The following is a 21,929-nucleotide window of genomic DNA, read 5'->3' on the forward strand; positions in this document are numbered from 1 at the left end:
GCCCCGGCCAGATGACCGAGACCTAAAAGGGAAAACACTAAAGAGGCGTTTACTTGCGTTCTAGTTGTTCCGGCTGGACTTCAATCGCCTTCGCTTCGATGACCGGCCCCCGCAGGGCAACGCGCGCTCGTGCCGCGTCCGCCAGAATGTCCGCCATATGTGTAGTAACCTGCACATCAACATCGACCTTCTGCGCGGCCTTGCTAACGAAGGGGTCAATGAAACTGTCGGCGGCTTTCAAGCGTACCATTTCATTCGGGCTATTGCGCATTAGGTCTCGCTTAATCGCTACTGCTTCTAGCGAATACTCCGCTAGTGCGTCTTTTACCTCTTGCGGGATTGCTGGACGGCCTTTCGGATTGCCGCTTTTGCCTTTCTGAAAGCCCTGCTTCTTCAAACGCTCGTGCGTATCGGCATCGACTTTGAGTTCGTCTTTTTCTTTTTTCGCCATTATGCCTCCAGTTCGTGACCACCGAGTTTCTTGATGAACAGGTTGCCGTCGTCGCCATATGTGAAGTCGATGACGAACTGTTTGTCGCTAGTCGAAACGAAATAGTAGTCCTTGCTGATATTGTCGGTGATCCATGAGCCGAAACGCATTTGCACCCACTGTTGTATTGCTATTTCCCGAGCGATACCGGGATTGCTCTTGATGTACTCGTTAAGGCCGTTCTCGCCGCGCTTATGGCCTTCTGCGATTTCATATAGAATTTGCATTTGATTAACCTACTCTCTTGGCCCATCCTCTTGTTTACCATCTATTTAAGCGTAACCGCCTAGAACCCGCTTCATACAGACGCCAACGAAGGGACTGGACCAATGGCAAGCACGAAGGACATCTACGCGAAACTCGAAGCACTGAAGACGGATGCACCGTCTAAGGGCGGCGCTGGCGATCCGGTTGAGAACTTCATCAAGGCTGCGCAGGACCAGAAGAAGACCATTGATGCAGCGATCAAGGCTCTCAAGGACGGTAAAGTACCCGGCGAGTTCAATCCGCGCAGCGATTGGTTCAAGAAGGTTCGTGGCGGTTATCGCGTCCACTTCGGCAAGTTCCGTGTTTCCACTCCGAACGGCACCACGCACTTCCTCGCGGATTCGCTTGAGGGTGTGAACGAGATTCTCGACTTGGGTATCGAACTTGCTGAGAGCGATAAGGCTTTCCAAGGCAAGATCACTGCCGCTTCTGACGATCTCAAGGAGAAACTCGCCAAGGGCAAGGCTGAGGCTGCTTCCGGCGGTCGTCGCAAGTAACAGTTTCTAACTGTTCTCATCGTTTCTAAGAAATGGCTCGCATTTTGCGGGCCATTTTGCGTTTGAGCGTCAGAATGGAGGTTCAAAAGTAAATATCCGGTCGTAAACAGCCGGTAGATACTTCATGAATCTCAATAAGGAGGAACAGGCTCAATTTGAAAGCCTCCTCAATCAATTTCACGCAGACATAAAATTCTTCGCAATCACCATGTTCGGGGTCGAAAACGCGCTCCGACCTAAGCAGTTAGAGTTCTGCACCGCCTTCCAAAACAATAAGCGCATCACGTTCAAGGGTGGTGTCGGCTTCGGAAAGACTAGAGCACTCGCAGTGCTCGTCTGGTGGGCGCTATTCACTCACAATCAGGTGCAAGTGACGATCTTCGGACCCAACGAAGGTCAGATTAAGTCGGGAATCTGGAAGGAACTGCAAATCCTTCATGGAAAGATGCGTCCGCTATGGAAAGACCTATGGGACGTAACAGCAACCCGCATTAGCCGCGTTAGAAACGGTGCAGATTGCTTTGCGGAGTTCCGTCTAGCCAACAAAGACAACGTATCGGCAGCACGCGGTATTCACCAGATCAACAACTTCGTATTCGTGGACGAAGCAACTGGTGTTCCCGATGAGATTTACACAGAAGCCCTCGTAAACGTTCTTCGAGACCCCAACGGCAAACTCTGCCTGATCAGCAACCCATCGACCACGAGCGGTTATTTCTGGGAGACATGGAACGGCAAGATTGCGGAGATGTGGACGAAGGTTCACGGACGCATGACCGACGCGCCGCACGTCACCGAGGAAGATCTACGAGCGGCTGAAATCGAGTACGGCGGGAAGTTCTCTCGTGAATATCGCATCCTCGTGCTTGGCGAGTTCCCACTAAGCGACGTTGACGGGCTCATTCCGCGGAACCTCGTAGAGCAAGCCATCGAGAACGCAGAAGCAAAGCCGTCCACTGCGCTACCGTACATCTGGGGCCTCGATCCCGCAGAGGGCGGCGACCGATCGGTGTTGGTGATCCGACACGATAACAAGATCATCGGCATTCATACTTGGCGCGGCCTGGACACGATGCAGTTGGCCGTAAAGGTGCGCGATCTCTATCAGGCGACACCAAAGGCAGCGCGTCCGATGGCGGTCTGCGTTGACGCTATCGGTATCGGCAACGGCGTCTATACGAACCTCGCCTACATGGGCTTGCCTGCAAAGAAGGTGATCGTATCGGCCAGCCCGACACGTCGTCCCGACTTCTACAGTCGCTTGCGCGATCAATTGTGGTGGGAGTGCAGGGATTGGTTCTTGTCAGAGAACGTCTGCATCCCGAACCACGAAGACCTCATTCGCGAACTGCTCATGCCCTCGTATGAGAGCGAAAGCGGTAAGATCAAGGTCGAGAAGAAAGCAGAGATTAGAAAGCGCCTCAAAGGTGCATCACCGGACCACGCGGACGCGTTGTGTCTGACGTTTGCGATTAGCCCGACGAGATACGCAAGCAGGTACGATTGGAACCCCAATAGCAAGGGTAGTCCCGACCTTAGCCAGTACGAGTAACCGCGTTCGGAACGCGTTCTCGCAGTAAATACAACAAGAACAATAAGAATGAGAACGGCGGATAAAACCGCCGCGAAAGGCCCAATGGCGAAAATCACCAAAACAAAGAAAGTTGATGAGGACGCGCTAGTCAGTACCATTGCCAAAGCAGTGCGCGAAGCCGTTGGCGTCTCGGTAACTCACATCGCAAACAAGCAGGAAGAAGCCCTTAAACTCTACATGAGGGAACTATTCCCGACTGATAAGAAGGGCGACGGCAAGTCGAAGTTCGTTAGTGCGGACGTGCAGGAGCGCACGGATTGGGCAACAGCGCAATTGATCCGCGTGTTCGACAATCAGCAGCAAGTCGTTAGTTTCTGCCCGAACGAGTCTAATGATCAGCCGGTTGCCGATCAGATGACGGACGTTTGCAACTTCGTGGTGCGCTCGAAGAACTCGCACGTTGCGATGTTGTCGCCGTGGGTCAAAAACGGCTTCCTCACCGGTCTCGGCGTTACAATGGTCGAGTTCCGCAAGGAACGTGAGGAACTGAAGCCGGAACTCCTGAAAGGCGTAGCCGATCAGCAGTTGGTTGATCTGGTCGCACAGGAAGAAGCCGGAAAGATCGTCATTGAGGAACGTGGCGAGCCTTACGACGCTCCGCAAGTACCTCCAATTCCGGGTCTTCCCGACGAACTGGCCGCAATGGCGCAGCAGATGCAGCCGAAGGTGCGCGATATCAAGATTCGTCGTGTTCGCGATAACATCCAACTGAATATCCTGAACCTTCCACCGGAAGATTTCATCGTCTCGAAGGATGCGCAGTTTGATCAGCAGACAGGCGGCATTCGCGCTCGTTTGCAGGGACACAAGCGCGTTATTGCCCGCTCCGAATTGATCGAAATGGGCTTTGACGCAAAGAAGGTCGCTGCAATCCCATCGGCAGACGAAGAAACCGAAGGAATGGCTTTGCAGCGTTCCAAAGAGACCGATTTCGATGATGGTGTTGGCGAGGTTGAAGACGACGTAATCGTGTACGAGATTTACACGCGTCTCGCCATCGAGGACAGCAAGCGCCGTCACTATCGCCTCGTGCTTGCCGGCGATCTTGAGAGCAAGCCTGTGCTGCTGCACCGCGAGGAAGTCAGCAAGTTCTACCCGTATGCAGCCTTTGCTCCGTTCCCGATCCCGAACACGTTGTTTGGTCAGGGCATGGTGGATCGCGTCGGCCCGACACAGCGCATTGTCACTCAGTACATTCGCGAGCAGCACAACAACCTGAATAAGCACGTCAATCCGATTGTTGTCGTTAATCCGGACACGGCGCGTCCTGACGACCTGTTGAACCTGCACGCAGGCAAGGTCATTCGCAGTGAAGACCCGACCGGCGGTCTCAACTTCGTCCAGCAGCCGTTGACGACAATGGCCTTGCAACCGGCCATCGACAGCCTGCGTACGGAACTCGATTACACAACTGGTGTTGGTGGCGCTCTCGCCTCGGTCAACGCTTCGGACTTGCAGAACACGACAGCGACAGCGAATGCGCAGCGTGCTTCCAGTCAGCAAATGCTTGTCGAGCAAATCTGCCGCGAGTTCGCAGACACAGGTTACCGCTACCTGTTCCGCATCATCGTTGACCTGTTCGTGAACAACCCCGAAGAGGCGGAAATCTTCATCCGTCGTCTGACCGGCAATTACGCTCCGATCCGCATCGACGAGTGGGACGCAGATATGGACGTGACCGCGAACGTTGCCTTCGGTGTTACCGATAAGATCGGCAATGCAGCGAACCTGCAATCGGTTCTCGGCCTACAGACGCAGTTCCAAGAGATGGGATTGGCGAACCCGCAGACCATCTACACGACCGCGACAAAGATCGCAGAGAACGCCGGTTTCAAGAATGCCAGCGCGTTCTTTGTTGACCCATCGACGTTGCCACCGCCACCAGCGGATCAACCTCCGCCTCCTAATCCATTGGTGGAAGCGGAAGAGGTCAAAGCAGCAGCGGCGGCAGCGGAGAACGAGAAAGACCGCCAGTTGAAGATTGCTCTGGCGGAAATTGAGGACCGTCGAGCGCGCGAGCGTGACGAGCAGGATTTCCGCCTCAAGGCGAGGGAACTGGAACTCAAGTATCAGGCCCAGGTCGATGTTGCCCGCATCGAGGCAGAAGTCGCCGCACAGCAGCAGGCCGCGAGAGATCAGGAAGCGGCATTTGCGCAAGCCGACAAGGAGCGCGCTCAAGCAGAGGCACAGGCACAGCAGGCAGCACAGGAACAAGCAGCGCAAGCGCAGACAGCACAACAGCAGCCAGCGATGCCTCCGCAGGCTCCTATGATGCCTCAACAGCAGTAAGGAGTACCGATGAATCAGGAGATTATTGCACTAGGGCAGAACGCAAAGCGCGTGCTCGAAATGGCAGAATTCAAAGCGACAATCGAAGAGGTTCGAAAGGAACTCTTCGACCAGTTTCGCAAAACCAATGTTAGCGACGTGGATCAACGCGAAGACCTACACAAGGTCATGTACGCGTGTGATTTGTTCGTTGCGCGTTTGGAGAAGTACGTGGAGACGGCAGAATCAGAGATTGCGCTGTCGAAACAGCAACCAGACGCATAACTCAAGAATTTTCTAGTTCCTCAGTAAATACAGTATCACTAACAATTACTGAGGTAATGTATGGAAACGGCCAATACTCCCATTGAGGGAACTGGTTACTCGGTCGATGAAGCGGCCACACACATCGAAAATCTTTTGGACTCCGATTTCGGAACAACCGAAACAGTAGATGCTGATAGCGAAGTCGTTGAGACTTCAAACACGCCGGAAGATGAAATCGAAATCGACATGGAACAACCCGAAACGGATTCCGATGATGTTGATAGAGATGCAACTGAAAGCGAAACGGACGAAGTAGAAGAACCTACCGTTCGCGACCCTAACGAAATTCTATTCGAAGTCGAAGGCCAAGGAGTTTCACGACAGGAAGCAGAACGCGGTTATTTGCGTCAGTCCAACTACACGAAGAAGATGCAAGAACTCGCAGAACACCGCAAAAAGTGGATGGTTCAGGAAGTCGAGTTTCATCAGGTTCGTGCTCAATCTGAGCAGGTATTGAACAACCTTGCCGCTCACGTTGCACAGGTCTTCCAGATGGACGATTTCGGCGCAGAGCCCGACTGGGAAGCCGAATGGGACGTTAATCCATTTGAGGCGCAGAAGAAGCGTTTCCAGTGGGACAAAGACAAAGCAGCATGGCAGCAGAAGCAAGCCTCTCGTGAAGCCGCCGTAAAGGCGATTTACGATTCTCAGATTGAAATTGCTCGTCAGAACGAGGTGTACGCGAACAACAAGCGAGAACACGAAATCATTGAAAGTCGTGAAACGCTTGCTCGCAATTTGCCTGATGTTTTTGGCGATGCGCAAAAAGCCAATGTCAATCTTATCGCAGTTGCCAAGTTCCTCAGTGAACAGGGCTACGGCGAACAAGAGATCAAGAACGTAACCGACGCACGCACCATTACGATGGCGTATTACGCGATGATGGGAATGGAAGCAGCAAAGAAGGTTCCGGCAGCGATCCGCAAGATTGAGGCTAAGCCTGCACTGACAATGCCCGGCACAACAACCGCACGAACAACAACAGCGGATGCCGCGTACAAGCAGGATAGGCAACGACTAAAGCGGACTGGCAGTCTCGATGATGCTGCAAGTCTAATCAGCAGACTACTATAAGGAGAAGCCAATAATGGCCACATTGAAGACTACGGACGTCAAGAACGTTCGCGAAGACCTCGGCGATTTCATCAGCGATATCTCGCCAAAGGAAACACCTGTTCTCTCGTCTATCGGCAAGACCACAGCGAAGAACACATATCACGAAACCCTCAAGGACGAACTGGCCGCTGCTAACAAGGACAACGCTCGTGCAGAAGGTGCGGACGCTCCAGAAGCAAACAACGTCGGTCCTGACCGCGTTGGTAACTGGACACAAATCTTCTCGAAGCAGGTATCGGTCGCCGGTACGCTTGAAGCCGTTAACAAGGCTGGCGTGAAGAGCGAAAAGGCTCGCCAGATTGCTAAGGCTGGTCTGGAAATGAAGCGCGACGAAGAGGCTGCAATCACCTCTGACAACGCTTCGGTTGCTTCCGGTGTTCGTAAACTTGGCGGTATCGGCGCATGGCTCGAAACCAACGTTGATTTCGGCGCAACTGGTGCAGTCGGTGGTTTCAACAACGGTATCGTTGCTGCTCCAACTGACGGCACAAACCGTGTCCTGACAGAAGACATGTTCAAGGCCATGGCACAGAAGGTTTGGAGCGAGGGCGGCGATCCGACTCTCGTATTCGCTCCGGGCGATCTAAAGGCTCTCATTTCGACCTTTACCGGCGGCGCGACCAAGTTCCTCGCAACTGACAAGGAAACAATCTACGCAAACGCAGATATCTACGTTTCCAACTTCGGTACGCACAAGATCGTCCCACACCGCTATATGCCGACAACCAACGTGTACTTACTCGATAAGTCGCTTTGGAACAAGGCTGTTCTGCGTGGCGTAACAAAGTACGAAATCGGCAAGGGCGGCGACAGCGAGAAGATGGAACTCATCGAAGAGTTCACGCTGGAATGCCTCAACGAAGCCGGTAACGGTGCAATCCGCGACGTAACCGCGTCCTAATAGACTAACGAGATGGGGAGCGAAATGCTCCCCATTTTGCAAAAGCGCCCGAATAACAAAAACAATAAGAGGCGACAGTGTTTCATTCAGAACTCACCGCAGGTGACTTGGTCACGCATGGCACATTCGTACTAGTCGATGATGCCGACAAGACAGTTTACGTCACTCGTGATGGCGATCTTATGTACGTCACAACGGAGTGGAAGAACCTTTCAGCAGTGCTAGAAGCAAATGTTCGCGCTGCCGCAGAATTCAGCAAAAATCAGAAACTCGGTGACATGGAACGTGTCGCCAGTATCCCGCTCGGTGTTTACCACGAGTGGGCAAGCGAAGGCATTATGGATGACGACAAGGCCCTTGCGCGTCGTCTGAACGACTCGGATTTCAGCAAGTTCCGTACAAACAGTTTGAAGGTGTAACGATGGCACTTTCAAATTACTCCGAACTGCAAACAGCCATTGCCGATTACATCATGCGCAGTGATGCGCCGATTACATCGTTCATCGCTTTGGCTGAGAACGACGTTGCACCTCGTATCAAGCATTACATGCTGGAACAGACGGTTGAACTGACGACGACAAGCAATGCCGTGACGCTGCCCGCAGACTTCAAAGATGCTCGTCGCATTGTCGTTGATGGTCTCATTCCACGCCTGACAAGCATCTACGACACAACTCGTCGTTTGGATGACATCGGCTATTACCAGCGCGGTAATTCCTATGTGTTCCTACCGGAGCAGGACGAGCCGCGTGAGGTAGAAATCACCTATTACGGTCGTGTTGCTGCTTTGTCTGACGCTGCGCCGACAAACTGGCTTCTCACGACATTCCCGGCAGTTCTGTTCCATGCCTCGCTCGTCCGCGCTTATCGCTGGATGAAGGACAAAGACGCGGAGGCGATGGAGAAGCAGAGCCTGGAAGAGGCGCTTGCAACGCTGGCAGCAGACCACAACCGCGCAGTTAACAGCGGCAACCAGTTCGAAATCGATTTCGGAGGGCCGCTGTTTTGATCATCGATAGTGTATTCGGCCCTTGGCGCCCTGATCTTCCCGACCTCAACAATCCGGGTGTCACTGTCGCTCGCAACGTTACTCCAGGTATCGGCGCGTTGCAGGGCAGTGTCACATATGGCCCGTTGCGTCGCGCCGCGCTTTACTCGAATACCTCGATGGCAAGTCGTCCAATCGGAACCGCAGTCGGTCAAGACCAGTTCGGAAACGCTAAGGTGTACGGTGGCTGCGCGACGAAACTCTACAAGTTGCTGCCTGCAACTCGCCAGTGGACTGATATCTCGCGTGCCGGTGGATACGTCACAGCCGGTTCTAACCGCTGGAACGCAGTCGAGTTCGGCTCGTATGAGATTTTCACGAACTACTCCGACGAGCCCCAATATGTGGACATGAACATCGATTTGCAGTTCGCCAACCTGACATCGTTGGTGAAGGGCAAGTACATCGGCACACACAAGGGTTTCGTGATCCTTGGCAACACATGGGATGCACTCGACGGGGCAAAGCCGAACCGCATTCGTTGGAGTGGTCAGGAACTTCCCGGCGATTGGGCATACTCCGCACAGACACAGGCCGACTTCCAAGACATTCACGGTTACGGCTCGATTCAGGGCATTGTCTGCGATGATAGCGTTTGGGTGCTCATGCAGCGCGCTATCGTGCAGATGACCTACATCGGCGCTCCTTACGTCTTCCGCGTCGATACTCGTGTTGAAGGCAAAGGCTGCAACGTCCCTGAGAGCGTCGTGACCGTCGAAGGCAAGACCTTCTTCCTGTCCGAAGATGGCTTCTACATGTTGCAGTCGGGTAATCTGACACCGATTGGCGTTGGCAAGGTCAACAAGCATTTCCTGAGCAACGCGGACACGTCGCAGTACCAGTACATGACGACGGTCGCTGATCCTCGCGAAACGCTCATCTATTGGAATTACGTGAGCGTAGACGCAGAAGACGGCACGCCAGACCGCACCATCATCTACAACTACACAACCGGGGAATGGTCGGAAGCAGAAGCCACAGCGGCTTTCATCTTCCCATCACGAAGCCTGCCGTGGACCATCGATCAACTCGACGAGTTCGGCAGCATCGACAACGTACCGGCGAGTTTCGATGATCCGATTTGGGCAGGTGGAAACTCGATGCTTTGGGCGATGAGCCTCGCAGGAGCCGTTTACGCATTTACCGGCACAACACTTCCGGCACTCATCGAGACGCAAGAGCAGCACTTGATTAACGCGGTGCGCGCAGTCGATCCGAACGCGATGGGCGATCGCACTAACGTCATGGGCGTGCGTCCATTCTTTGAAGGGCAGAACGCAACAGCAGCGGTGTCAGTGGGATCGAGAAGCCAGAGCAACGGCAACGTTATTTGGTCTCCGGTCAAGACGACACACGCAGATACCGGCTTTGCCTACTTCCGTTTGCAGGATCGTTTTCATCGCTTCCGACTGCAATTGAATGGTGATTGGAACAAGGCTTACTCGCTTCAAATCGACGCTAATTCTGCTGGCTTCCGGTAAATATCCAATAAGGGAAAGGAAGCCATGCAAAGCATCTACAACCACAGTGACACTAGGCAGATGGCGCAGGTCATCAATGACCTCGTTCGTCAGTTTGACAATACAGGTTCGGTGTCGTTGACGAACTCAACGACATCGACAGTTGTTAGCAATCCTAAGGTTCTTCCTTCCAGCGTCGTCATATTGCAAGAAACGTCACCAGCAGCATTTGCGGCACAGGCATACGTCAGCGCAAAGGCAAATGGTCAATTTACGATCACGCACCTAAGCGCAACGACAACAAGAACATTTGATTACGTGATTTTTGGAGTGTGATGGCAATTCAAAGGATCGATACGGCTGAACAGTTCGATATCGAATATCCTCGTTGCCGTGAGTGGCTATTGGAAGCCCTGAAATACTCCACAAACAACATAAGCGAACGCGATCTGCTCAACGGGCTAATTGAGCGAGATTACTTGCTTTGGACCTCAGAGAACGCAGCGTGCGTCACGTCACTTACAGAGTGGCAAGAGAAGCCCGTTTGCGTGCTGTTTCTCGTGGGAGGATCGAGAGGCAAAGCAATGAGGGAAATCCTCGTGGAGGGTCGGCCAGTCGTTGAAGATTATGCACGCGATCATGCGCGTGTCGGTCTTCTCGGGATTGGTCGAGAGCAATGGGCAAAAGTGTTGAAGCCGTTTGGCTTCCAAACAGAAGGAACCATTTTCTACAAAGGAATTTGAAATGGCCAGCACACCAAAGGAAACAACAACAAAAACAGAACCGTGGGATGGTGCGAAGCCATACATCACAAAGTATCTGGCTCAAGCGGATAAACTGTATTCAGAAGGCAAGCCCGAATATTACAAGGGCGATACTATCGCAGGGCAGTCATCGGCGACGACAGATGCGCTAAAGCAGCAGGAAGCAATTGCTCGTGGTGGCTTTGGTGGCATTAAGAATGCACAGGGTACCGTTGACGCGATCACGCAGGGCAAGAACTTCTCTGCACAGCCGAACCAGACACTTTCTCAGTTGCAGAATGGTATCGCGCTCGGAAACAACCCCGCGCAATCGACGGCTAACAGCATCGCGAACGGATCGCAGAGCGGCAAAGCACCGGGACAGAACACGCTCAATCAGAGCATGAACTACACTGATCCTGCAATGAAGGCCACGGCTGGCCTCGCTGGCTCGCTCACCAACAACTACAGCAATCCGGGTGTTGCAGCGACACAGGACGCAGCGAAGGGAATTGCCTCGTCGTACACGAACCCCGGCGTTGCAGCCACGCAGGGCGCGCTGAACAGCATCAACACCAATTACACAAACCCGGCAACGGCACAGGCTGCGAACTACGGCAACTTTACGAATGCGGCATCCGGCTTGCAGACGCAGCAGGCTAACGCGCTTGCTTCCGGCAACAATCCCGCGATGGACTACCTGCGCTCGACTGCTTCCGGCAACGAGATCGGCAAGAATCCGTATCTCGATCAGATGGTTGCCAATCAGCAGAACAAGATTGCTGACCAACTGCGCAATGTCACTAATCCCGGCATTGATTCGCAGGCGGCTTCGCTTGGCCGTATGGGATCGGCTTCGTACGCAAGCGCCCGTAACAACGCGGATACGACGGCTGCAACCGCAATGTCGCAGGTTGCTACCGACATGTACGGCAACCAGTACAACACTGACAAAGATCGTCAGATGTCGGCTGCTGGACAGTACGGCAACTTCTACAACACCGATCAGCAGAACCAGATGCAGGTCAATGCGAACCTCGCAAACACGAGCAATTCGCAGCAGCAGAACCGTATGCAGGGCACGCAACTCTATGGAGACCTGAACAACGCTCAGGAGAACCTGCGTAACGACGCCATTAACATGCGTCTGAACGGCGCTGCGCAATTGGGCAATCAGTCGCTTGCACAGCAGGGAATGAATAACGACCTGACAAACATGCGATTGAACGCTGCTAATCAGTTGGGCAACCAGTCCGCACAGCAGCAGGGTTTGCGCAACGATCAGACGAACTTGATGCTCGGCGCGAACAATCAGTGGAGCAACCAGTCACTTGCGCAGAACGGTCAACGCCTCGATGCGGCTAACTCCGCTAACAGCCAGTACCAGTTCGACCGCAACCTGCAAATGCAGGGATTGGGCTTGCAGAACGATATCTATCAGCAGGGCATCGGAAACCAGTTCAAGAACAACGATCAGCGTTTGAATGCTGCTAACTCGCAGTTCGCGAACCAGAACGCACAGGCAAACACTCAGTTGCAGGGCGCAGGCATGGCCGGTGACATGTACGGTCTAGGCTACCTGCCATCGCAGTATTTGAGCCAGGTCGGCGCGCAGAAGGATCAGCGTTCTCAGGACGAGTTGAACGCGAAGATTCAGCGTCACGATTTCGAGCAAAACCAGCCGCTCGCGAACATCGCCAACATGATCAATCTGGCAAACGGCGGCAACTACTCGAACACGACAACCCCTGTGTATTCGAACACGGCGGGCCAGATTGGTGGCGCGCTTACAGGTCTGCTCGGTCTGCTGTCTATGTGCGACGAGCGCACCAAGATCGTTTTCGAATGCGTTGGCAAATTCCCGAACGGCATTCCGATGTACCGCTTTGCGTACAAGGACAACCCCGACGAGGTGTTTATTGGTCCGCTCGCGCAAGAAGTCGAAGCGGTCATGCCGGATGCGGTCATCGAGATTAACGGCATCAAACACATCATCACTGACACATTCATGGAGGCCGCATAATGTTGGACCTATTGGAATTGCTCAAGCGTTTGCAGGGCGGTCAAACGCCGCCCGCAGGCGTTATCGGAACAGCACAGGCCGAGGAACAGCCACAGCAGGAGCCGGCGCAAAAGTCGGGTTTTAATCCGCTGGCGCACTTCCTGCCGGAAGATCCCGACAAGAAGGATGCTGTCACTATGGCACTCCTGAATGCAGGCGCCGGGATGATGGCCGCTGGCGGTCCTTCGGCGACGCCGACGAACTTCCTCAGCGTTTTGGGGCAGGGCGTCGGTGCTGGTGCACAGGGATACGCGCAGGCTCGCAAGGATGCGTCCGACATTGCTACGAACGGAGCATCCGTACGCAATGCGCAGATCAAATTGCAGCAAGCGCAAGCGAATAAGGATGCTATCGCACAGATCGGCTTCGATCCGAATGGTGAAGCGCCGATGTCAATTTCGCAGTTGAAGCAGTTGTATAAGGTCTACTTGGACAACGGCGAGTTCTCCGCTGCAAACTCCCTTATGGAGCGCATCCAGCGTTTGGATGACGAGCAGCGCAAGAAAGGTGCAATTCAGGGTACAGATGGCAGTTACGAACTTGCTGGCGGTGTTGCTGATACTGCTACTGAATTAAAGCGCGCCGAAGATGCGGGCGAGTACACGACTGATCGTAAGAATTACGAGTTCGGTCTTATCGATCCTGAATTCCGAAAGCAGCAACTTGAGGACAAGAAGGCCAGCGCAACGACCATCAACAATGGAGGTGGTTCCGATAAGCAGTTCTTCGACACAATGGCCGAGGAAGCGAAGATCGCGAAGCAGGCCGCGAACGGTCTCACCTCTATGCGTGAAGCACGTAAGGCCATCGACGGCGGCGCGATCCTTGGTGCTGGTGCTGACATGCGTTTGGGCTTGCAGAAGGTCGGAGCGTTGCTTGGCGTAACCGATAGCCAAGCGATCACGAACACGGAAACATTCCGCAGCGCGATTGCTCCGCAGGTTTCAGCAATGCTAAAAATGACGGTTGGTACTGCGAACATTTCGAATAGCGACCGTGAATTTGCGGAGAAGGCAGCAGGTGGTTCGATCCTGTTGGATGAAAAGTCCATCACGCGACTGCTCGACATCATGGAACGCGCGAACACTGAGATCGTCAACGGCTTCAATTCGAAAGTCGAAACGATCTATCCAGATGGCAAGGGCTTCGAGCGTGAACGTGCTTTGTTCAAGGTAGCAGTTCCAGATTACCAAGCATCTGAAACAACAGGTTCCGTCGAAAAGTCGGAAGGCCCTTCGCTGCTGGGAGCAACACCCGATAAGATGCAGCCGGAAGCACTGCCTACGGTAAATAGCAGCGAGGAATACAATGCATTGCCGAGTGGCGCAGTCTTCTATCGCAATGGTCAGAAATACAGAAAGCCGTAACTACGGCTTTCACCACAATAAGAAGCCCGAAAAGGGACGAGGAATGCAGTGGCAGGTTATATCACCTATAGCAACCAAAAGGCGACACGTAATCGCCCTCTAGATGACGATCTAATCAAGCGTCTCGCATACTTGCAGGACATGGGAATTACAATGGAAGTCTTTTCCGGTGGTCAACCCGGGAAGGACGAGGGCGGCGCTCGTGTTGGTAGTGTTCGCCACGACCACGGCGGCGCAGCCGATGCTTTCTTCTACAAGGACGGTCGCAAACTTGATTGGGCAAACAAGGAAGATTTGCCGCTCTTTCAGGAGATCGTCAGTCGTGGAAAGCAGGCCGGTATTACCGGCTTCGGTGCTGGTGATGGCTACATGCAGGCAGGCTCCATGCACATCGGCGGCGGCAATCCCGGTGTTTGGGGCGCAGGCGGAAAAGGCGACACGGCCCCCGCTTGGTTGAAGTCCGCATATAATGGCGCAAGCAGCGAAAAAATCGATCCGGTTGCAGAAGTCATCGCAACAGCATCGCCGGAAAGCACGCCAACTCTACTCGCACAAGCAGAAGCAAAGGCCGAACCAGATAAGCGCGGCTTCGGTGAGAAACTGTTTGATCGTGTCCTTGGAACGGAAACGCCAGAGCAGGCGAAAGCATCGGTATTGCCTAAGGTTCTCCCTGATGAGTTCATGGGCGTGAACACGAAGAAGGGCATCAATATGCTTGGTGCACTTAGTGGAGCCTTTGCAGAGGCCGATAACTCCGCAAACAAGCAGATACAGGCAGCAGCACAAGCAGGTGCAGCACGTCGCGGCTCGGCGCAGCCCGTAGAACTCGCGATGATGAGTTCGAACGCGAACGCGCAGCAGAACGTCCCCGGTGGAATTAGTTCACTCGCGCAGATGCCGCCTCAGGAACTTTTGGAACTTTTGAAGAAGCAGAAACAAATCGGAGGTCTCGGCGGCCTCGGTGGATGGAGAGCGTAATGGGTCCCGGTACACAGAAGAAGAAAAAGACAGAAGGGGCAGTACCTGACTGGATGGCCGATGCAATTCCCGTTGTTGAGGATCAGTCCGATGATTGGATGGCAGATGCTATTCCCGTCAATGACGATGCACCCCTTGAGGAGAACCTAGATCGCAGCCTACGTGTTCCGTCGTTGCTCCGTGCAGAAGTCGGCGCGCTCAATAAGCCGGAAGATCGTCTAGCAGCAATTCGCAAGACGTATCCCGATGCGCAGCCATACGGCGAAGATAACTTCATCTATACGAGCCCTGAAACGGGCAACACAGGACTCTACAACCCAGAAGGTCTCGATTGGGGCGACTGGATGAGCCTGTTGCCGGAAGCCGGTGAAATGGTCGGCGCTGGTGTAGGTGCTGCTGGTGGCGCGGTCGGCGGTGGTTTTGTTGGTTCTGCTGTGCCGGTATTGGGTACGGGCGCAGGCGCAGTCACAGGCGGTATCGCTGGTGCGGGTGCAGGTGGCGCAACAGGCAAAGACCTGACAGAGCGCGGCCTGAACTGGCTGTTCGGCAACGAGGACACGCGCACGACCGGCGAATATGCACGCGATAAGGCCACAGACTTTGCATTGAGCGCAGCGGGTGAGGGGATCGGCCGCGGAGTTGTCCACGGCGGTAAAGCAATCGCCAATGCTGCTCGATCTCGTTTTGTCGGTGGTGTGGATGACGTGGCCCAGGCTGCAAGTCGCTTTCGTGATTTCGATGCTGCTGGACTTGAACCGACCGTTGGCATGGTCACGCAAACAAAGAAGGCGCTGGATCGAGAAGCCGCTCTTGCTGCAAACCCGACGAGCCGCGTAGGCCGCACTTATGGTGCCGTCGATGACGCCTTGGACGCTCGTTATAATCAGTTGGTGACGGACGTTGCTGGCCCATTGGGTGTCACTACACGCGAAGGTGCTGGCGAATCCTTGCAGCGCGCGGCGCGAGCAGCGGAAGACCAGATGCGCGCGAATTACGGCGAACTCTACGACAAGACAACGGATCTAGTAGGCGCGGTGCGTTCCCCAGGTACGAACGTCCAAGACCTTCTTGTGAAGTTCAACGCGGAGAAGAAACTGTACGGCCAGTCCGCGAAGTTGAACAAAGGCCCGACGATCGATCGTGCTATCAAGCAGGCCAAGGCACTAGCAGAGGACGCGAAGAAAGGCATTTCCTTCGATGACCTGAAAGAGACGCGTACAGCCATCGATAAGATTGCCTTCGACAAGACCGGCGACCCCTTCGAGAAGCGCCTGTTCGGTCAAATCCGTGATGCTGTCACGAAGGACATGGAGGAAGCAGCAGGTTCGGCAGGCACGGACGCAACGCAGACATGGAAAAGCGCAGAAGGCGCGTACAAGGATTTCCGTTCCCCAACAGGCTCGCGCAGTGCAATTAAGCCGTTGGCGAAGGAAGCCGATCCGATCAAGGTCTACGGCGAAGTCACGAAGCGCATCAAAGAGGGCAATGCTCACGGTCTTGCTCGTGTGCGTCGTGAACTCGAAAATGCTGGTGGTAAGCCGGAATGGCGTCAGACAGTCGGCACAATGCTCGACAACATGGGCCGTAAGATCGACGGTGACGGGGTTGAGGTCTTCAATCCGCGTAAGTACGTAAGCGACTTCGCGAATATGCCAGATGAAGTCAAAGATGTTATGTTCAAGGGCACAGATCTTGAAGGTTATCGTCTCGACCTAGAGCAACTGTCTCGTCTCGCTGCTAATCGCGCAGGATTGAACGGCAAGAAGTCCACAAGCAATCTCGGCAATGCGCTCATCGACACAGCACTATCGACAGGTGGTGCAGTAGCAGGTGCAGCGACAGACGTTGCCGGTGGCGGATTCATGGGAGCAATTGCAGGTGCGGTTGCTCGTCCAGTTAAGAAGGCCGTTGCAGACGCTTACATGGATCGCCTGCTGACGAACAAAGAGTTCGTTCGTTGGCTTGTGAAGGTTCCGCAAGCGCAGATTCAGAAAGATGGTTTGCGTTCGCACATCATCGGTCTCCGACAAATCCAGCGAACAGTTCCAGCGCAGACAGCAGCGGCGATTGATCGCTATCTGCGCGATGCTGGATATGACGAGGAAAACAGCACCCAACGGTAAATATGGAATAACACGACGCATAAAGCGCGTGACCACCCAATAAAAACAATAAGAAAGTGGTGATCACCAATGGTAGATATCATTGATTCAAAATGGACCGAACTGGACGCGTCTAATACAGGCGCAGCACCGGACGGCGTACAGGGCGGTTACGCACCAAGCACAGTCGCACCGATCCTTAGAAGCACACGAGGCGCGTTGAAGCGTTTCTACGTGCAAAGCAACGCCATTTATACAAGCGGCGGTTCTGCGAACGCCTATACGCTGACCTACGCAGGTGCCCCAGCGAAATACGATAAGGGCATCCAATACGCGTTCTTTGCGAACCACTCAAACACGGGTGCAGCAACACTCAATATCAATGCGTTGGGTGCAAAGCCGATCATCGGCAACAACGGATCGACATTGGCCCTCGGCCAGATCACAGCCGGTACGGTTGTCATCGTCTATTACGACGGCACGTCATTCCGCTTACAGAACATCACAACGAACCCGTCGTTTAACGGCAGCATTTCGCTTTCGGATACGAGCCCGAGCCTCATCCTCGCAGAGACAGACACGACGACACAGGGACGAATGGTTCTGTCTGGCGGCGACCTGTACATTCAAGCAGGTGCTCCCGGTGCTGGTGCATCCGGCTCGGGCGACCTGATCTTTAGCGGCTACAACAGCACAGACCTTGCAGTGTTCAAGGTTCAAGCGAATGGCGGTCTACAGACGATTTGGCACTCTGGTAACACTGGTGCAGGCAAGGGCGACGATTCCGACTTACTCGATGGTCAGCACGGATCGTTCTACCAGAACGCATCGAACCTGATTGCAGGCACAATTGCGGACGCGCGCTTGCCAACGTCGATGGGTAGCAAGACGTTTACAAACACGGTCACTATCGCAAATCCCTCGACCAACTCGCAGATTGAGATGGGTCGTACGGATGCCGCTACATCGAGCGTTATCGACTTCCACTCATCAGGCAACGCCATCGATTACGACAGCCGAATCCTTGCGACTGGTGGTTCTGCCTCGAATGGTACGGGCAATATCGACATTTACTCCAGCGTACTGCGCTGGAACAACAATTCAGTTTACACGGCGGCTAACACCGGCTCAGGCAAAGGTGACGACTCAGACCTTCTCGACGGCCAGCACGGAACATATTACCGCGACCTCGCCAATTCGACCGGCACATTGCCGAATGCTCGTATCAGCGGCGCCTATGATGGCATTACGACACTCGGTCAGACAGGCTTGCACACGGTCACGACTACCGGCGAAGCAATTCGTATCGCGTCACCCGATACGACCAGCGACCCTCACTTGTCGTTCTACAAGACAACGACAAGACAGGGTTACTTTCAGCACAGCGACGGTACAGCATCGTCTGCCGGTTTCGCTTTACAAAACGACATTGCAACTGGCGGTGCTACGCGTCTCACGCTGAGAAACACAGGTGGCGCAGATGGTCTCGGGTTCAATTACGGCGCTACCACTGCCACAGTGTGGCATAGCGGAAACCTCGTCGCCGCTGACATCAATGGCCTGTATGGCTACACGCCACCGAACGGCGCGAACACGATCACAGCCGGTAACGGCTTGTCTGGCGGTGGTTCGATTGCTGCATCCCGCACGATCACACTCGGCACCCCAGGTACGATTACGAACGCGACGACTAACAGCGTAAGTACGACTAGCCACACGCACGAAATCAGCCTCACTGCTGCGGATATCAATGGATTCCTCGGATATACGGCTACGAATGCCGCACGTCAGGTGATTGCGGGTAACGGTCTTACAGGTGGGGGTAACTTCACAGCAGATCGCACGGTTACGTTGGGTACTCCCGGCGATATCACGAACAGCACCACTAACAGCGTATCGGCAACCAGTCACACCCACGCGCTCGGCTTCACGGCTGCGGAAGTCTCGACAACGACCAGCGATGCAACAACGAGTTTCCCGCTTGGTCATTTGATCATGTGCTACACGACCGGTTTGGTTCCGTCTCGAAACGTTGCAATCACGCCAACGCTATATACCGCCGACACGTATGCGTACGTTCACTCGACATATGTGTCGGGCGTCGGAGCAACGCTTGGTGGCACGTGGCGTGCACGTGGACGAATTCTTATCGATAGCAACCACGTTTGCTTGCTTCAAAGGACAGCATAATGACTATTCAAAATTCAAAAGCAGATTTGCACAAAGTCTATTCCGTAACTGCAACGCAAACGCCAGACGTGTACATTCTGGACGTTGATCTAACCGACATGGAAGGCGAGCGTTATCGCTGCGATTACGCAAGTGCACCGGACGACAAATTCGGTCTTGCGCCTACAATCCGTAAGTGGCTCGTTGACAACGAAGGGCAATATGAGATTGCGCCATATGTTGCTCCAACCGTCGAACAGGTTCGTGGAAGCATGCCAGCGATTTCTCGTGTGGACTTCCGCAAAGCGTTCAAAGACGCTGGAATGACAACAACAGTCATCGAAGCGGCGATCGCGACGGTCGAAGATGCGGACGTGCAGGAAGATTACCAGATCGATTGGGAAGACGCCCAGTCGTTCAAGCGCCTAGATCCACTCGTGCAGTTGGTCGCAACATACGCGAACAAGACGCCAGAAGAGATCGACGCCATTTGGAAAGCAGCACAGGCTATCGTTTGATAGCCTTTGCCACGATCTTGCGGTTATTGCCCTCAATGCGCTTGTTGCGGGCGACCACGTACTTTCTAATGCGGTCCTGCGCGGTTTCCAGTTCGCGCTCACCGGCCTCGTCCTTCGGATCAGGAATTTGCGTGGTGAAGTGATCGAGCGTCATCGATCCCGGCTTTGGCCCGACAACGCCGCTCGCGATCAAGTCTGTCGTGCTGTCGAGTTTTCCGTCTTTGAAGTGATACGCGAACAGGCCGTTTTCGAAAACGAGTGATGCGACATGCTTTTCGGCATCGAACAGGAAATGCGAGAACAGGTAGCGCAGAGCGGCGTTGACTTGGCTACGACTACGGAAAACCTCTGCATCGTCCATTGACGGCCATTGCTTGCGGTTCTCCTGAATGATCCGGTCGATATCATTGAAATCCGACATTGAACCCAGCATCACGTCTCGTTGCTGCTTTGCCTCTTTCAATGACTTTTCGTTGTCGACCTTTTCGACCTGCAACTTGTCGAGTGCCTTATGGAGAACGCTTGCACTTGCAGCGGATACCATCACCATCTGCTCAACTAGGTTCGCTTCTTTGCGCTCGATCTCCCCAAGCGCCGTCTGGGAGGTCCGTATCGTGTCTTCTACGGCCTTCAGTTCCGAGTTCTTGCTTTTCTGGCCTACGAAGTCGGAAATGCCGAACTCTCGCACTGTATCCAGCACGACACGTTCAAGCCCCTCGTAATCGAAGTATTTCGCATCGACAGGGCAGCCATTGCCTCGCCAACTGTTATAGCAGCGCAAATGCGGCTTCTGCTTACCGGGAACACCGCCGTAGTTGATGCTCATGTTTCCACCGCAATGCATACAGGTGCACATGCCGTTGAACAGGTTCGTAAAGCGGTTGCCTTTGCGGCCTTTGACGATCCGACGAGCGCGATGGCGCTGTGCGATGTGGAAGTCTTCTTCCGTCACGACAGCCGGATAGTAGTTCGGGATAGGGTCAGCAATCTGCTCCATGCCATCGCCAACTTTCAGCAACGGTATAAAAGTGCCGTAGGCCGCGTGGTTATCGAGAATGCGACCAATCGCTGTTTGATGCCAGCCGGTACTCTTTATTCTATATGTAGGCGTCTTGAGGCGATTGAGTTCCTTGGCGATGGTCATCTGACCGCAGCCGTCTTTCGCCATATCGAAGACTTTTCGGATCGTGGCGGCGTGGTCGTTCAACTCGTACTGAGTGACGCCATCCTTGTCTTTATATTGGCTGATCCACGCAGGAATGTTCGTCGTGAACTTTGCTTTGCCTTCGAGGGCGAGGGCACGGCGCTTTTGAATGGCTGATTTCGACAGGTTTGATTTACGTTGGCTCTCGCCGTGAGCACGAGCCTGAATCGAGATGATCCGAATCAGTTCGGTCCAGTCCTCGCGCAGGCTTTCAGCCGAGTACACATTATTATCGTCGAGCGTGACGACGTTGACCCCGCTCGTCAGGATCGACGTCAATATAACCTGTGCATCGATTGGATGCTGACGAGATAGACGGTCGAGTGATTCGACCAGCAGCACCGAACCGCGTGCGACCTGACCAGCCGATATCATGTCGAGGAATCGACCGAGCGCACCTTTATATATGTTCGCACCGCTCCAACCGGATCGACCGATATCCTCCAGTGCCTCATCTAATATGAGTGAGTGGCGCGCAGCATACGCTTCAGACAACGCGATCTGACGACCTGGGCCATCGCCCAACGCCTGCTTGCTGGAACTGATACGTATGTAAGAGTAGGCAATCGTGCCTTCTGGAAACTTCATTTCAGCATCTTCCATTAAACGCGCATTAACCATGAGGCTCTTATGGTTAATGTCATAAGCCTAGAGATTGAGGGGTTAACCCCGCGCTAAAGCGTACAAAGCGCACAAGTAGCAAGGTTAATGCTTCATTTTCAAGGCTCGAACGAAGCGGCGCCGGCGCGGGCGGAGCCGTGCCGTCAGTCAAGCGTTGCGTGGAGTCGGTTGGTGCGTAAGAGTCGGAACCTGCGTCA

At 54.0% G+C, this 21,929-nt stretch carries 20 protein-coding genes; 17 read left to right on the forward strand and 3 right to left on the reverse strand.

Annotated features, from left to right (window positions below; all coding sequences use genetic code 11):
• Positions 1–49 precede the first annotated feature (49 nt).
• Together QM996_RS02515 and QM996_RS02520 are read right to left on the reverse strand one after the other, a co-directional pair.
• The gene (locus QM996_RS02515; RefSeq protein ID WP_500269158.1) at positions 50–451 is read right to left on the reverse strand and encodes a DUF5681 domain-containing protein; all 402 of its coding nucleotides are present in this window, start codon (positions 449–451) and stop codon (positions 50–52) included.
• Positions 451–717: a hypothetical protein gene (locus QM996_RS02520; protein WP_500269159.1), complete on the reverse strand. Its 267-nt coding sequence runs from the start codon at positions 715–717 to the stop codon at positions 451–453. Before QM996_RS02520 ends, QM996_RS02515 begins: the two co-directional genes overlap by 1 nt.
• 102 nt (positions 718–819) lie before the next feature.
• Between QM996_RS02520 and QM996_RS02525 the strand changes: the two genes are divergently transcribed.
• The 17 genes from QM996_RS02525 (at position 820) to QM996_RS02605 (ending at position 19,907) form a co-directional block, all read left to right on the forward strand.
• Complete coding sequence (locus tag QM996_RS02525; protein WP_500269160.1) at positions 820–1,254, forward strand: hypothetical protein; 435 nt, start codon at positions 820–822, stop codon at positions 1,252–1,254.
• Between the two features lie 124 nt (positions 1,255–1,378).
• Positions 1,379–2,806, forward strand: coding sequence for a terminase large subunit domain-containing protein (locus QM996_RS02530; RefSeq protein WP_500269161.1), 1,428 nt, complete (start codon positions 1,379–1,381; stop codon positions 2,804–2,806).
• An 84-nt stretch (positions 2,807–2,890) separates the two neighbouring features.
• Positions 2,891–5,137, forward strand: coding sequence for a portal protein (locus tag QM996_RS02535; RefSeq protein WP_500269162.1), 2,247 nt, complete (start codon positions 2,891–2,893; stop codon positions 5,135–5,137).
• Positions 5,138–5,146: 9 nt separating this feature from the next.
• On the forward strand, positions 5,147–5,401 hold the full coding sequence (locus tag QM996_RS02540) for a hypothetical protein (protein ID WP_500269163.1): 255 nt from the start codon (positions 5,147–5,149) through the stop codon (positions 5,399–5,401).
• A gap of 60 nt (positions 5,402–5,461) precedes the next feature.
• Positions 5,462–6,517 carry a hypothetical protein gene (locus QM996_RS02545; protein WP_500269164.1) on the forward strand — a complete coding sequence of 352 codons (1,056 nt, stop codon included), beginning with the start codon at positions 5,462–5,464 and terminating at the stop codon, positions 6,515–6,517.
• Between the two features lie 13 nt (positions 6,518–6,530).
• Positions 6,531–7,460 carry a DUF5309 domain-containing protein gene (locus tag QM996_RS02550; protein ID WP_500269165.1) on the forward strand — a complete coding sequence of 310 codons (930 nt, stop codon included), beginning with the start codon at positions 6,531–6,533 and terminating at the stop codon, positions 7,458–7,460.
• A 77-nt stretch (positions 7,461–7,537) separates the two neighbouring features.
• A complete protein-coding gene (locus QM996_RS02555) occupies positions 7,538–7,879 on the forward strand; it encodes a hypothetical protein (protein WP_500269166.1) in 342 nt (113 codons plus the stop codon).
• 2 nt (positions 7,880–7,881) lie between these two features.
• On the forward strand, positions 7,882–8,469 hold the full coding sequence (locus tag QM996_RS02560) for a phage adaptor protein (protein WP_500269167.1): 588 nt from the start codon (positions 7,882–7,884) through the stop codon (positions 8,467–8,469).
• A complete protein-coding gene (locus tag QM996_RS02565) occupies positions 8,466–9,989 on the forward strand; it encodes a hypothetical protein (protein WP_500269168.1) in 1,524 nt (507 codons plus the stop codon). Before QM996_RS02560 ends, QM996_RS02565 begins: the two co-directional genes overlap by 4 nt.
• A gap of 24 nt (positions 9,990–10,013) precedes the next feature.
• Positions 10,014–10,304, forward strand: coding sequence for a hypothetical protein (locus tag QM996_RS02570; protein WP_500269169.1), 291 nt, complete (start codon positions 10,014–10,016; stop codon positions 10,302–10,304).
• Positions 10,304–10,711, forward strand: a complete 408-nt coding sequence (locus tag QM996_RS02575) for a hypothetical protein (protein ID WP_500269170.1) — start codon at positions 10,304–10,306, stop codon at positions 10,709–10,711. Before QM996_RS02570 ends, QM996_RS02575 begins: the two co-directional genes overlap by 1 nt.
• A gap of 1 nt (position 10,712) precedes the next feature.
• Positions 10,713–12,734, forward strand: a complete 2,022-nt coding sequence (locus tag QM996_RS02580; protein WP_500269171.1) for a tail fiber domain-containing protein — start codon at positions 10,713–10,715, stop codon at positions 12,732–12,734.
• A complete protein-coding gene (locus tag QM996_RS02585; protein WP_500269172.1) occupies positions 12,734–14,140 on the forward strand; it encodes a hypothetical protein in 1,407 nt (468 codons plus the stop codon). Before QM996_RS02580 ends, QM996_RS02585 begins: the two co-directional genes overlap by 1 nt.
• A gap of 48 nt (positions 14,141–14,188) precedes the next feature.
• Positions 14,189–15,118: a hypothetical protein gene (locus QM996_RS02590; RefSeq protein ID WP_500269173.1), complete on the forward strand. Its 930-nt coding sequence runs from the start codon at positions 14,189–14,191 to the stop codon at positions 15,116–15,118.
• Positions 15,118–17,241: a hypothetical protein gene (locus QM996_RS02595; protein ID WP_500269174.1), complete on the forward strand. Its 2,124-nt coding sequence runs from the start codon at positions 15,118–15,120 to the stop codon at positions 17,239–17,241. The genes QM996_RS02590 and QM996_RS02595 overlap by 1 nt, the downstream gene beginning before the upstream one ends.
• Positions 17,242–17,310: 69 nt before the next feature.
• On the forward strand, positions 17,311–19,410 hold the full coding sequence (locus tag QM996_RS02600) for a beta strand repeat-containing protein (protein WP_500269175.1): 2,100 nt from the start codon (positions 17,311–17,313) through the stop codon (positions 19,408–19,410).
• The gene (locus tag QM996_RS02605; RefSeq protein ID WP_500269176.1) at positions 19,410–19,907 is read left to right on the forward strand and encodes a hypothetical protein; all 498 of its coding nucleotides are present in this window, start codon (positions 19,410–19,412) and stop codon (positions 19,905–19,907) included. The genes QM996_RS02600 and QM996_RS02605 overlap by 1 nt, the downstream gene beginning before the upstream one ends.
• On the opposite strand, the gene QM996_RS02610 is transcribed toward QM996_RS02605, so the two are convergent.
• Entirely contained in the window at positions 19,897–21,732 is a 1,836-nt protein-coding gene (locus QM996_RS02610; RefSeq protein WP_500269177.1) for a recombinase family protein, read from the reverse strand. The genes QM996_RS02605 and QM996_RS02610 overlap by 11 nt on opposite strands.
• Positions 21,733–21,929: the final 197 nt, after the last annotated feature.

The organism is Sinorhizobium chiapasense (genome assembly GCF_045277575.1).
GTDB lineage: Bacteria > Pseudomonadota > Alphaproteobacteria > Rhizobiales > Rhizobiaceae > Ensifer > Ensifer chiapasense_A.